We start from the raw sequence: 12,675 nt of genomic DNA on the forward strand, positions 1-12,675 counted from the left end.
TGAACATATCGACAGCCTTCCTGTCATCAAACAGTACATCCAACAGTTGCAATTGCTTGGCCGCCATATGACGAACGCGCCGCCCATTTATGTTCCCCGCGCCTCTCAAGGGTTGCCGGCGAAATATGTAAAACAGTTCCAGCTGGAGTCGATCGTCATCGCCCCGATCTACGTTCCGTCAGAAAACCGTCTCATCGGCGCGGCCATTTTGGATTGCGGCCCGAGAACGCCGTTTCAATTGTCAAATGATATTTATACCGCCGTGATGAAATTCGGCCAAAGCGCCGGGGAAATCCTAGCTAAATTTAGCGGCGGGCGTCCGGAAATCGCCCCATCGACGCCCCATTTGTCACCGCGGGAAATCGAAGTGTTGAAGCTTGTCGCCGAAGGGGCGTCCACGTATGAAGCAGCGAAGCGGCTCCATTTGAGCGAGTATACGGTGCGTGATTACGTCTCGGCCATTTTGCAAAAAATGAACGCCAAAAATCGGACGGAAGCGATTGTCAAAGCGATCCGCGACGGGATTATTTGACAATGGCGCATCCTTATTTTCAGGCAACGATCGCTCTTGTCGAAAAACGGGGGCACTCCCCCCTCAAAGGAAGCGAAGGTGTCCCAAAAGGATCGGGACACCTTTTCTTATTCCGGCATATACGTATCAAACAGCTACTGGAAAATGATATGTCGTGCTTTGTTGAAAGAAGAACCACCATTTGAGACAGCTGCTTGTCGCGCCTTATGGCTTTGCTTCGCTCGGTGGCGGGTTTCCTTCTCCGCTCCCATCGGGAGACGGAACACTTTGCCCCGAGGAAGGTTGGTTTTCTTCTGCCATCCCACTTTCCTCCGATTGGTTTTGCTTGTCGAACCACTCGGCGAGCGCGCCGAGCCGACGTTCGAGCTGCCACATTCCTTCCTGCCAAATCTCACCGGTCTTCACTTGCCCATCGAGCTGGTTTTGGATCGCTTCGAGGAAGACGCGCAAGGAAGAGATCGCTTTCATCGCTTCCGATTGCTCCCCGAGCTTCAGCTTTTCCGTCACATAAGCCGCCGCTTTCTCCAATACGTTCTTTTGTTTCTCCCACGCCGCCACGTCTTGGTTTGTTGCGGCCAGCTGTTCTTCTCCTTTTTGTTTCAGCTCGCGCCAACCGGCAAGAATCGTTTCATACTGCTTCCTTTCGCCGCTTCCCACCGTTCGTTTGTCCGCGATTTGCGCTTCCAGCTGTTCGAGGGAGCTGGCGAGACCACCTCGTTTTTCTTCGATGCTCCTCCATTCGTTCTCCCGCTCCTTCACCCGCTCAGCGAGCGCCGGAACGTCCGCCTGCAGCGTTTTCACCATTTGCGCCGCGCTGTCGTCGCCTTGCTGCTGTTCGTCGAGCTGCCAAATAAGCCGCTCCGCTTCTTTCGCGACATCGGTTTGTTCGAGTGCGTTTTGTTGTCGTTCCGCTTGCGCTATGGCGGCGCCATCGAACGATGTGGATAAAGACATATCCGGAATGGAAAGGCGCGACGCTGTCAATTTTGTCACCACCAAGGTGACGTCTTTCAGGCACTGCTTAATGGGAAAGCCATCAAAGCAAAGGCCGCCGAATGTTAGTTTCGTCACATCCAGTTTCATCCATGTGGCGCTCGCCTTTCCGCCTGAACGAATCGATAAGACCATTGTTCCTTGTGGCGTGTCGATGACCTGCTCCATCGACAATCCGCTGATGTCCGCTTGAATAAACGCAATGGGCAGTTTCCCGACAATCACTTTCGGCGAACCGAGAATGATCCCTCCTAAATCCAAAATGCCTACCACTTTGTCAGCGTGAATGACAAATCCTTTTTCCTCCTCCGCCGCCAACGAATGCGTTCCGCCAAGCGGCAGGCAGAGAAGAAGCAGCAGAACAAGAAGGATGATTTTCTTCCATTTGATTCGCCCCATCGTTCATTTTCTCCTTCCTCTATCCCGTCATCGTTGGCGAATGTGGAGGAAGCGGTGGGGGGGAAGACGGATAATCGCTGTCGGCCGACTGCTCTTTCTGTCCGTTCCATCCAGCCACGAGAGCACCGCCAAGCAAGCCGATGACGCCCCCGATGATGAGGCCGCCCGCCGCACCAATGAAGGAAAGGATAGAAGTGAGGATGAGAAAGCTGCCGAGCACGACATGGCTGTCCGGTTTGATGATGCTCAGCACCGCCAGCACCATCATCACCAGCCCAGTCACCAGCCCAGCCCACATCAGCCCGCTTCCAGGAAGCAATAACATGGGAAATACGCTAATTCCAACGATTAATACAAACACCGCCCCTGCGATCGCCAACGCCGAGCCCAGCACAGGCCGATAGCGATTGGCAGCGAGCAAATAGCCGAAAGAACACGGAACCCCCCAGCCGAGGGCGTACGAACCAAGCGGGCCGATCCACCGGACAGCTGTATGGACAGACAAAAAACCGAAGTGGAGAAGCGAAACGACGACCACGCTAACCCCAGCGGCCAAAAGCAACACCGCTCCCCCCCGTCGGGCGGCCGCCCACGCTTGCCGCCACGTTTCCGTCCGCCGTTTATGCCAGCTGGCGCAAACCACGCATCCCCCCAATGCAAGAGCGATGATGATCGCCATAAGGACGACAAGCGGCGCCGATTGCACCCACGATTGCCACGGAAACGACCGTTCGGCGACGCCGATGGCGTTCAAAGCCAGAAACGTCCCAACTGATCCTCCAAAAAACATCCACAAATAATGGAGCAAAGTGCGGACGTAACGCCCTTGTTCTTCATGGCGGACAATCATGTTATGAAAAAGAATCGCAAACAATACACTGCTTGCCATCCCTCCTGCCACCGCACCGATGGCCCCGAGCGATACCCATTGGCTGCCGCCGACGAACACTCCTGGCAAAAAGGCCACCGTTCCGTATTTTATCCGCGACAGCACCGACGGGCGGTCTTGAAGCGGCCAAACAATCAGCGCCAGACCGACAGCCAAGGCCAAGCCCCCCCATAGCGCCCCATCCATCCCTCCTCCGATGACAATCCCGCCAATAAACGCTCCTGTCAACGCACCGACGATCACCATCTGCACGATCTCGCCCATCTTTCTCATCGTCTTTCCTCCTTGTTCTTTTTGTCTTGGCCTCCCTAATGTCCCTTTCACACTTTTGACGGGTGTTGGTCAGAAAAGGATCCGGCTTTGAGAATGCTACACAATGCTCAATGCGATGGACTTTGTAAAGCTTTCATAGACGACTATGACTCAAACATTCATCGCCCAGCTGCGCCAGACGCGAACCACGTTGTTTCGTTTTTCGGAAACAAGATGACAGGAATGTTTGTTCCTATTCATTTTGGGAGGAATAGGAAATGAACGGTCCAAATAAGAAATGATCAAGACGGATTAAAAATCACCGACGCGGCTGCCGTCTTTCATATTCGCGACGACTTTCAGCTTCATGTTTGGAATGGTAATCGATCCTGCCGACAAATAGTGCGTATTCAAGCTCGGTTTTTCAAGCGTCAAGCTCGGCGCGCTCAAATCGATGACATTGAGCGGGTTGTCGGTTTTATGTTCTTGCACCTCTAGCCCCGTAAATGACGTACTAGCCGCTTGAATGCCTGTAACGCGCAGTTTCAAATTTTGCCCGCTGACATTGCCGCCGGTGACGACGACGTCAATGCTTTTAATGCCATAAGCACCGAGAGCAGATTCGGTGTTGATGTTTTTCGTCAACACCAAGTTCGTAATATCGGCTGTTGCCAAGTCAATGGCGCCTTGTCCCCATGCACCTCTTTGTTCTGTTTCGCCGATGGCCGGATACAGCTTAAACCCTGTTCCCGTGATTTTGTCCGCGCTGATTGTAAACCCGCCGACCCCAGACAGCGGAAATGCGGCAAACGCCGTTCCTGACAAAAGCAGCATCGCCAGCAGCGCGATTAAAGCGGCGAAGCCGGCTCCACCGGCAATGGCAAACCGTTTCGTATTGACCGTAAACAAGCTCCCCATCATCCATGCCCCCCTGTTTTTCCATTCATTTTTTCTTTCTGTACATTCCGACAAGCGTTCAGTGATTCCTATTCCCCCCAAAATAAATACCTTGTTTCCTCGCAAACATCGATTCCCATCATCTTGCTTTGCCTAAGGGAAACGGTGGTTGATCCCCAGCCGAAGAAAACAGGAAAACGAGAACCGCTTTTGGCCATGAGACCCCAACCGTTGCTTCCGCGCTCCATTCTGGGTGCGCCCCGCTTTTGAAGCGGGCAGGCGGGGCGAGCCCGCCTGCGTGACTTCTTATGAATCGGAATCGGCGATCGCCTTCTCCAACTCCTCGACGCTGTCATACCGTTTCGCTCGGCTGATTTGTTTTTTGCGAATGTTGAACTGTTTGACGACATAGTTGTTCAGCATGTCATAGTCGATCTCGAGCGCATATGTGCGGGCGAGCTGCTGCTGGCGCTTTCCGAGCTCGGTCAAATAGGCGACATAGCCGACGACATGCGGCCATAATTCGTCCATATATTGGATGAACAAGTCGTAATACCGCTCATTTTCATTGACGAGCCGCTGGATCGTGTAAAGGCCGAATTGGATATGGCGGCCTTCGTCCATGTTCAAATAGTCGATGCCTTGCAAAAGGCCAGGGAACAGCCCGGCTTTTTTGTAAATTTGCCGGAACGTGTAATAACCCGATTCGGCGAGCGTCCCTTCGACGATCATGTTGTATACCGTGGCGGCGCGGATGACTGCTTCCGGCGAATCATCGGTGTACAGCCGGTTCATCGCTTCCGGCAGCGCTTCGTAAAAAATGCGTTTATAATGGTCGTTATGGAAGACGGACAAGTCCATGGCCCCGATGCCGACTTCCTGCTGCCATCGGGAAAACATCTCGACATGTTTCGCTTCATCATGCATAAACGTCGTCAAAAACATCACATCTTCGAGCCGCCCTTGGCGCGCGAGGGCGTTGGTCATCGGCAAAATATCGAGCGTCACGGCCTCCTCCCCAGCGGAAAAGCCGGCAACGAGCGGCAACGCCACGATCTTTTCTTCGCTTGTCAAACGGGCGAAATCTTCTTTATCTTGGCTGAAATCGATGTCCGCCGGGTTCCATTTCCCGTTCCGCTTCGCTTTTTCATACAATTTGTACATCGGATGCTCCCAATCGATCGTTCCTTTCACCGTTTGAAATCCGTCATGGCGAACCATCGTTTTCCCCTCCTTATGAAATCCGTCATGGCGAACCATCGTTTTCCCCTCCTTATGAAATCCGTTATGGTGGACCATCGGGTTCCCCTCCTTAAAACAATGTCATCGGCCGTTCGTTCACATCGCAAATGATCGTTTTCGTCTCTAAATACGCTTCAAGCGCCTGCATCCCAAGCTCACGGCCGAGGCCGCTCTGCTTATAACCGCCAAACGGCGCGGTCGGCGACAGCACTTGGTACGTGTTGATCCACACGGTTCCGCTTTTCACCCGCTGCGCTAAGCGGAGCGCCCGTTTGATGTCATTCGTCCAAACCGCTGCAGCCAAGCCGTAAATCGTATCGTTGGCAATGGAGGCGGCTTCCTCTTCATCTTGAAATGGAATGACAGCGGCGACCGGTCCGAAAATTTCTTCACGGGCGATGCACATCGATGGCGATACATCGGCAAAGACGGTCGGTTCAATGAAATATCCGCCACCAAACCCCTCGGGCACGCCCCCTCCAGCGGCAAGCCTCGCCCCTTCCCGCTTGCCGATGTCAATGTAGCGCAATACTTTCTCGTATTGCTCCCGGCTGATGACGGGGCCAAGGTCGCTGCGCGCATCCGTGCCGGGCCCGACTTTCAGCTTTTTCGCTTTGTTGGCCAACAGCTCGACAAACGTTTCGTAAACCGGCCGTTCGACTAAAATGCGGCTTCCTGCTTGGCACACTTGCCCTGAGTTGTAGAACACGCCAAACAGCGCGCTTTTCGCCGCTTGTTCGAGATCCGCGTCCGCAAAGATGATATTCGGCGACTTCCCGCCCAACTCCAGCGTCACCCGCTTAATGTGGGGAGCGGCCGTTTGCAAGATGTGGCGCCCGGTTTCCGTCTCGCCGGTAAACGCGATTTTCGGCACGCCCGGGTGGCGGACGAGCGCTTTTCCGGCCTCATCGAGTCCAGGCAGGACGTTGACGACGCCTTCCGGCACGCCGGCCTCATGGCAAATCTCAGCAAGCTTCAACGCCGTCAGCGGCGTTTCCGGCGCCGGTTTTAACACCATCGTACAGCCCGCCGCCAGCGCCGGGGCGATTTTCCAAGTCGGCATCAGCAGCGGAAAGTTCCACGGGGTGATGAGCCCAGCCACCCCGATCGGCTCCTTCATCGTCCACGCCATATAATCCGGCGCCGAGCCGGCGACGGAAAACGGCAGCACCTCCCCTTGCGGCTTGACGACGAGCGAGGCGAAAAAGTCGAAGCAGTCGGCGGCAAGCGGAATTTCGATAAACAACGCTTGATTGATCGGCATGCCGTTTTCCCGCGTCATGAGTTGCGCCAGCTCGTAATGATGCTGGCGGATCAGTTCGGCGATGCGCCGCAAGATGCGCCCGCGCTCGAGCGGCGGAATCGACAGCCAACGCCGGTCCGAAAACGCCTCTTCGGCGATGGCGACCGCCGCGTCGACATCTTTTTCCCCGGCGTTGGCCACACGGGCCGTCACTTGGCCTGTCGCCGGGTCGATGACGTCAAACATCGCGCCATCCGCCGCCGGCCTCCATTCGCCGCCAATCCATAAACCAGCTTCTGTTGTTTGCACAGAAATCATCGTCGTCTCTCCTTTCCCAACCACTATATCGGGCGCAAAGCCGATTGAGACAGCGCATTTTCAAGTGCTTACAGCGCCCCTGGCGACATCCCGCCATGCATTCCCAAGCTCGCCTGCTATGGCAACAAGTCGCTCCGCCCGATTTCCTGCAAATATTCGCGGTACGCCGGGTAAATGGCATCTAGCTGCGGCAGCACTTTCAACGCGTTCACAAGCGGCCCCTGCACTTTGATTTGCTGGCGGGCGAGCGCCTGCTGCAAGTCGAGCTGTCCGAGCCAAAATTTATGCCCCACATCAGCCGTCTGCTCAAAAATGAGCTCCGGGCGCAACGCTGTTTCGCCGCAGACGATTTTCAGTTTCCCATTTTCCTGCGCCCATGTAATTTTCGCTTCCGGCTTATGGAAAATGTATTGGACAAACGCGTCATATCCAGATCCTATCTCCGTCGCCGCAATCAATTCTTTTGACTCTTCCGTTTCGGCCACGCGCTCAAAAAAGCGGCCGAGAACGTCGTATACTTCCTGCTCACTTTGAAACACCGGCATGCATATCCCCCTCCCTCTAAGCATCGATGGACCAAGGCGCTGCGGCCCTCTTTTTTATTCATCAAAGCGGATGATGCCGCGAATGTTTTGCCCGCTCTTTAGGGCGGCGAATCCGTCGTTGATTTGGTCGAGCGAATAGACGGCGCTGATGAGCGGTTCGAGCTTCAGCTTGCCCGCCGCGTACAAATCAAGCAGCTTCGGGTAGTCAACCGGCGGATTGCCTTGGCCAAGCCAAGAACCGGTCAACGTTTTGGATTGGGACGGCAGCGAAAAGGCGTTGATCTCCACCGTTTCATGCGGCGCGGCGATGCCGACGATGACCGTCGTTCCCGCTTTTCTTGTCATGTTGTACGCGTCGGCCATCGTCTCCGGGCGGCCGATCGCTTCAAACGCATAGTCGACGCCGATGCCGTCGGTCAAGTCGAGCACGGCGCTGACGGCATCGTCCTCGCGGGCGTTTACGGTGTGCGTCGCCCCGAACGTTTTCGTCATCGCCAATTTTTCATCGACGACATCAATGGCAATAACTTGTTTCGCCCCCGCTAACGCGGCTCCTTGAATGATGTTGAATCCGACGCCGCCGGCGCCAATCACAGCGACTGTGCTGCCCGGGCGCACTTGCGCTGTATGAATGACCGCTCCCACCCCGGTCATGACGCTGCAGCTGATCAACGCCGCCAACTCAAACGGCACATCGCGGCGAATCGGGATGGCTGCCTGTTCCGGCACGACGGTGTACTCGCTGAACGCTCCGGCGGTTAAAAATTGATAGACTGGTTTCCCACGCAGCGAAAAGCGCGTCGTCCCATCCGGCAGCGTGCCGGTCGCCGTCAGTCGAGCCGCCTCCTCGCACATATCGGGCCGCCCGGTGCGGCAGTAGCTGCACGTCCCGCATGACGGCACCCAATTGAGCACCACATGGTCGCCTTGTTTGACACTTGTCACCCCTTCCCCGACTTCCTCGACAATGCCCGCTCCTTCGTGGCCGAGCACAATGGGAAGCGGGAGCGGCAATTGCCCTTGAACCACATGCCAATCGCTATGGCAAAGGCCCGCCGCTTTCATTTTCACTTTGACTTCCCCGCGCTTGGGGCTTGCCAAATCCAGTTCTTCGATTGACAGCGGCTCCCCGTAGCGGTGCAATACTGCGGCTTTTGCCATGTCGTTCCCTCCTTTTCCATCCGCCCATTACGCCCGCTTGCTGGCCATATCCGCTTCCTCTTCACGGATGCCGCGGCCCCGCAATGCATCCAAATAGGCGTCCCATTCCTGCTTGAGCGCTGATTTCAGCTTAAAAAAACCGAGAATAAGCGAGCGTGTTGAATGATCTTGCAAAAACACCTCACGAAACGCGTCTTCGAATTCTTCCCGTTTTCCTGGAATGCCATGATCCTTTCCATAAAGCAAATGCTTATCCAGCAACCGGCGAATGGTCGGGTTGCCCGGTCCGCCGCTTTGCCGGTAAAACGCCTCGATACGCTTTGACATCGTCAGCTCTTCTTGTTCCTCGCGCATGTTCCTTCCTCCCTCTTTAAAATCGCGGCCGCTGTTTGCGCGTCCGGAACAGCCGCCAGCCAAGGAAAACGACCAAGATGACAGAAGCGGCCAACCCGATGTTGGCGATCGTCGTTTTGCCCATGCCGAGAAACGTTCCGCCCGGGATGCTGGCGACAATAAACCCGGTGGCCATAATGATGGCAAACGCGATGAGGGAAAGCGCCAGCCGGTTGGCGATTTGATTGAGCGTATTGCGCGTCACCGGGTCGGTTTGGACTTGCACGGTCATGCGCCATTTGTTTTCGGCCATCGTCTCCAACACTTTGTTGAACCGGCGCGGGAAGGTGGCGATCATTTCCGCCGTTTCAGCGACAAGACTCGCGTTGGCGCGAAAATTAAAGCGCTTTCCGAGGATGCTTTTTAAAATCGGAATTTCATACGCCTCAACGACTTCGCCGTACGAAATTTCCGGGCAAATCCAGCGCGCCGTCCCTTCGGTGGCGGAAAATCCTTTCGCCCAAAGCGCCAAGCCGTTCGGGACTTTGCAGTAGTTGCGGAGCCCGATCGCCGTCGCTTCAAGGACGAGGCGGCCATAGTTGTAGCGGCTGCTCCCTTGATGGGCGGACACATAGTTTAACGTCAACGTCCGCAGTTCATCTTTCAATTTGACAACATCGGTGTAAATGGTGGGCGACATCAGTTCCATAAACACTTCGGCGGCGTCTTCCGCCTGGTTGAGCTGGATGTGCAAAATGACACGCATCAAAATTTGCGCCATCACGCTGTCCATCCGCCCGGTCATCCCCCAGTCGATGATGACCGCCTTTTTCGTCCGCTTGTCGATCATAATGTTGGAACCGTGGGCATCCGCATGGTAATGGCCGTCAAGCATCGTTTGCACGTAATGATGGACAAGATCGATCATGATGTTGACCCGATCTTCGAAGGTGAGAACATCGACAGGGAAGTCTTTAATGAGCCAACCGTCAATGTACTCCATGATCAAGACGTTTTTCGTCGCTTCATACACGTGCGGAACCGTGACATGTTCAGCCCTCCTTTCGTACTTTTGCTTCATTTCTTGCATTTTTCTTGCTTCTTCCGTCATGTCAAGCTCATCCATGGCGCTGCTGTAGTAATCTTGCACGAGCCCCCCGAGGTCAAGGGCAGCCTGTAGTTCGGGCGGCAGCCGCTTTTGCAGGCGGTCGGCCATTTTTTTAATGATGGCGATATCGGTCCGAAACAGCTTTTCGACCGTCGGACGCACGACTTTGACAGCCACAACGGGTCCGTCTTTTAATTTGGCTTTGTACACTTGGGCGAGCGACGCCGAACCGAGCGGCTCCTCCTCAATCCATTCAAACGTCTCCAAGCCGTCAGGCAGCTCCCGCTCCAAAATGTACTCGATTTTGGCAAACTCAATGGGCGGCACCCGGTCAAGCAATTTCTCCAGCTCAAGCGTAATCGGCTCTGGCAATAAGTCTTGCCTTGTAACAAGCACCTGCCCGAGCTTGATGAACGTCGGGCCGAGCTCCTCAAACGCTAGGCGCAGCCTCCGGCCGATATGGTGCAAATATTGTTTGTCTCCCTCGTTTCCTCGCAGCTTGCGGGTGATGGCGTCGCCAAGCACCATGCCAAGCCCGTTTTTGACAAGCACAGCGATGATTTTCCGCCGCCGTTTTCCCGCCGTAATGGCAGCCAGCTCCTCTTCAATGGCGGCGCCAATGGCCGCAAAGTCGCGCACTGGTTTTGGCTTGGCCGTTTCGAGTGATGCGTGCAACCCGCTTCCCTCCTTTCTGCTTACAGCCGCTCGATGATCGTGGCGGTTGCCATGCCAAAGCCGATGCACATCACTTGCAATCCGTATTTCCCGTCCATGTCCTCAAGCTCATGGAGCAGCGTCGTCATCAACCGGGCGCCGCTCGCGCCAAGCGGATGGCCGAGGGCGATCGCCCCTCCGCGCGGATTGACCTTTGTCATATCCGGTTCGAGTTCTCGCTCCCACGCCTTGACGACCGAAGCGAACGCTTCATTGACCTCGATCGCATCCATCTGATCGAGGCGCAAACCGGCCTTTTGCAAAACGCTTCTCGTCGCGGGAATAATGCCGGTGAGCATCATGACCGGATCTTCGCCGACGACCGCGCGGGCGACGATGCGGGCTCTAGGCCGCAAGCCAAGCGCTGCCGACTTTTCTGCCGACATGAGCAGCACGCCGGCCGCTCCATCACTGACTTGGCTGGAATTGCCGGCGGTGATGACGCCGCCTTTCGGCTGGAATGACGGCGTTAACGCCGCTAACTTTTCGAGCGAGGTGTCGCGCCGAATCCCTTCGTCGCGGGTGAAGGACACCGTCCCCTCCTCGCCCGGCACGTCAAGCGGAATGATTTCCCGCTCAAACATCCCGCGGTCGGTTGCCGCCGCCGCTTTTTCATGGCTTTGCAAGGAAAACGCATCAAGCTCTTCCCGAGACAATCCCCATTTTTTCGCGATCATCTCCGCAGAAATCCCTTGCGGCACGATGTTGTACCGATTTGTCAGCTGGCGGCTGAACCGCCCCATGTCGCTTCCCATCGGAACGCGCGTCATGCTTTCGACCCCGGCGGCGATGGCGATGTCGATGTCGCCGGCCAAAATCGCCTGTGCCGCGTTATGGATGGCCTGCTGGCTCGAGCCGCACATCCGGTTTAATGAAAACGCTGGCACGCTGGCCGGAAATCCGGCGGCAAGCACCGCCTGGCGGCCGATATTGCCGCCTTGCTCCCCAGTCATCGTCACACAGCCGACGATGACGTCTTCCACCAAGCTGGCATCCAGCCCATTTCGGTCGACAAGCGCCCGCAGCACCGGAACAAGCAAATCGACCGGATGGACGTTCGAGAGCGCCCCTTTTTTCTTGCCGATCGCCGTGCGCACAGCGTCGACAATGACGACTTCCCTCATGCCCCTCCTCCTTTTCTGTCTGGACATCGAACTTCCTTCAGCACGCATCGAAGCGCGGCGTCCGTTTCGTCAAAACGTAAACAATTCAATGCCGCCGGAGACGTTTAAGCCAATCCCCGTGATGTACTTCGCTTTATCGGAACAAAGGAACACGATGGCGTTGGCGACGTCTTCCGGTTCGCCCGGGCGGCGGAACGCCGTGCGCTGGATCATCCGCTCGTTCATTTTCGGGTTGCCCATGCGGAATGCTTCTGTATTGATGATGCCCGGCACGATGGCGTTGACGGTGATGCCGTAGCGCGCCCCTTCAAGCGCCATGCTTTTCGTAAAGCTCAACACCGCTCCTTTCGTGGCCGAATAGCTCGCTTGGCCGAAGCCGCCAAGCGTCCCGGCAACAGACGACATGTTGATGATCCGCCCCCATCCTTGCTCTTTCATATACGGCCATACCGCTTTCGTACAGTTGTACGTGCCGGTCAGGTTCACCCGCAAATCGCGCTCCCACAACTCGTCGTTTTGCTTTTCGATTTGCGAAACGTGGTCGAGCGTGCCGGCGTTGTTGACGAGAATGTCAATGGAACCGAACTCTTCCTTGACGCGGGCAAACACTTCTTTCACTTGCTCGCGGTCGGTGACGTCCATTTTGAGGGCCAGCGCTCGCCGCCCCATGGCGCGAATTTCTTCCGCTGTCTTTTCGGCGTACACAACTTTTGTACTTTGCATCACTTGTGAGAGCGGCCCATATTTTTGCGCCGTCTGTTTGCTTTCTTCATCCGATTCGAGCAAAATATCGGTAATGACGACATCCGCTCCCGCTTCGGCAAGCGCCAAGGCATCCGCGCGCCCGAGGCCGCGTGAGGCGCCGGTGACGACCGCCACTTTTCCTTTCAGCAGTTCCGCCCATGACGACATCGGTGATCCCTCC

The 12,675-nt window shown here is 55.8% G+C and carries 12 protein-coding genes; 1 reads left to right on the forward strand and 11 read right to left on the reverse strand.

From position 1 onward, the window contains the following. Positions 1 to 532: response regulator transcription factor (locus tag B1A75_RS07030; protein ID WP_139761715.1), on the forward strand; the 532-nt coding region annotated here is incomplete at its 5' end. A gap of 204 nt (positions 533 to 736) precedes the next feature. On the opposite strand, the gene B1A75_RS07035 is transcribed toward B1A75_RS07030, so the two are convergent. The 11 genes from B1A75_RS07035 to B1A75_RS07085 all read right to left on the reverse strand — a co-directional run bounded on the left by B1A75_RS07035 (position 737) and on the right by B1A75_RS07085 (position 12,662). Continuing rightward, positions 737 to 1,924 (reverse strand): coiled-coil domain-containing protein, encoded by a 1,188-nt coding sequence (locus B1A75_RS07035; protein ID WP_079935970.1) that lies wholly within the window; start codon positions 1,922 to 1,924, stop codon positions 737 to 739. Positions 1,925 to 1,943: 19 nt separating this feature from the next. Further along, positions 1,944 to 3,086 carry a DUF6114 domain-containing protein gene (locus tag B1A75_RS07040; protein ID WP_079935971.1) on the reverse strand — a complete coding sequence of 381 codons (1,143 nt, stop codon included), beginning with the start codon at positions 3,084 to 3,086 and terminating at the stop codon, positions 1,944 to 1,946. 291 nt (positions 3,087 to 3,377) lie between these two features. After that, positions 3,378 to 3,983, reverse strand: a complete 606-nt coding sequence (locus B1A75_RS07045) for a DUF6230 family protein (RefSeq protein WP_063330147.1) — start codon at positions 3,981 to 3,983, stop codon at positions 3,378 to 3,380. Positions 3,984 to 4,268: 285 nt separating this feature from the next. After that, positions 4,269 to 5,183, reverse strand: a complete 915-nt coding sequence (locus B1A75_RS07050) for a R2-like ligand-binding oxidase (protein WP_254866607.1) — start codon at positions 5,181 to 5,183, stop codon at positions 4,269 to 4,271. 91 nt (positions 5,184 to 5,274) lie between these two features. Next, complete coding sequence (locus B1A75_RS07055) at positions 5,275 to 6,765, reverse strand: aldehyde dehydrogenase family protein (protein WP_079935972.1); 1,491 nt, start codon at positions 6,763 to 6,765, stop codon at positions 5,275 to 5,277. A gap of 116 nt (positions 6,766 to 6,881) precedes the next feature. Further along, on the reverse strand, positions 6,882 to 7,310 hold the full coding sequence (locus tag B1A75_RS07060; RefSeq protein ID WP_079935973.1) for a hypothetical protein: 429 nt from the start codon (positions 7,308 to 7,310) through the stop codon (positions 6,882 to 6,884). 54 nt (positions 7,311 to 7,364) lie between these two features. Beyond that, positions 7,365 to 8,471 carry a Zn-dependent alcohol dehydrogenase gene (locus B1A75_RS07065; RefSeq protein ID WP_079935974.1) on the reverse strand — a complete coding sequence of 369 codons (1,107 nt, stop codon included), beginning with the start codon at positions 8,469 to 8,471 and terminating at the stop codon, positions 7,365 to 7,367. A 27-nt stretch (positions 8,472 to 8,498) separates the two neighbouring features. Continuing rightward, positions 8,499 to 8,825 carry a hypothetical protein gene (locus B1A75_RS07070; protein ID WP_063330143.1) on the reverse strand — a complete coding sequence of 109 codons (327 nt, stop codon included), beginning with the start codon at positions 8,823 to 8,825 and terminating at the stop codon, positions 8,499 to 8,501. Positions 8,826 to 8,841: 16 nt separating this feature from the next. Next, positions 8,842 to 10,587 carry an ABC1 kinase family protein gene (locus B1A75_RS07075; protein ID WP_079935975.1) on the reverse strand — a complete coding sequence of 582 codons (1,746 nt, stop codon included), beginning with the start codon at positions 10,585 to 10,587 and terminating at the stop codon, positions 8,842 to 8,844. A 20-nt stretch (positions 10,588 to 10,607) separates the two neighbouring features. Then, complete coding sequence (locus B1A75_RS07080) at positions 10,608 to 11,750, reverse strand: thiolase family protein (protein WP_079935976.1); 1,143 nt, start codon at positions 11,748 to 11,750, stop codon at positions 10,608 to 10,610. Between the two features lie 69 nt (positions 11,751 to 11,819). Then, positions 11,820 to 12,662 (reverse strand): SDR family NAD(P)-dependent oxidoreductase, encoded by an 843-nt coding sequence (locus B1A75_RS07085; RefSeq protein WP_079935977.1) that lies wholly within the window; start codon positions 12,660 to 12,662, stop codon positions 11,820 to 11,822. Positions 12,663 to 12,675 lie beyond the last annotated feature (13 nt).

This window comes from Geobacillus sp. LEMMY01 (genome assembly GCF_002042905.1).
Taxonomy (GTDB): Bacteria; Bacillota; Bacilli; order Bacillales; family Anoxybacillaceae; genus Geobacillus; species Geobacillus proteiniphilus.

Coding starts and splice junctions, on each gene's coding strand:
- B1A75_RS07035 (WP_079935970.1), bottom strand. CDS start 1,924: ATGGGGCGAATCAAATGGAAGAAAATCATCCTTCTTGTTCTGCTGCTT.
- B1A75_RS07040 (WP_079935971.1), bottom strand. CDS start 3,086: ATGAGAAAGATGGGCGAGATCGTGCAGATGGTGATCGTCGGTGCGTTG.
- B1A75_RS07045 (WP_063330147.1), bottom strand. CDS start 3,983: ATGGGGAGCTTGTTTACGGTCAATACGAAACGGTTTGCCATTGCCGGT.
- B1A75_RS07050 (WP_254866607.1), bottom strand. CDS start 5,183: ATGGTTCGCCATGACGGATTTCAAACGGTGAAAGGAACGATCGATTGG.
- B1A75_RS07055 (WP_079935972.1), bottom strand. CDS start 6,765: ATGATTTCTGTGCAAACAACAGAAGCTGGTTTATGGATTGGCGGCGAA.
- B1A75_RS07060 (WP_079935973.1), bottom strand. CDS start 7,310: ATGCCGGTGTTTCAAAGTGAGCAGGAAGTATACGACGTTCTCGGCCGC.
- B1A75_RS07065 (WP_079935974.1), bottom strand. CDS start 8,471: ATGGCAAAAGCCGCAGTATTGCACCGCTACGGGGAGCCGCTGTCAATC.
- B1A75_RS07070 (WP_063330143.1), bottom strand. CDS start 8,825: ATGCGCGAGGAACAAGAAGAGCTGACGATGTCAAAGCGTATCGAGGCG.
- B1A75_RS07080 (WP_079935976.1), bottom strand. CDS start 11,750: ATGAGGGAAGTCGTCATTGTCGACGCTGTGCGCACGGCGATCGGCAAG.
- B1A75_RS07085 (WP_079935977.1), bottom strand. CDS start 12,662: ATGTCGTCATGGGCGGAACTGCTGAAAGGAAAAGTGGCGGTCGTCACC.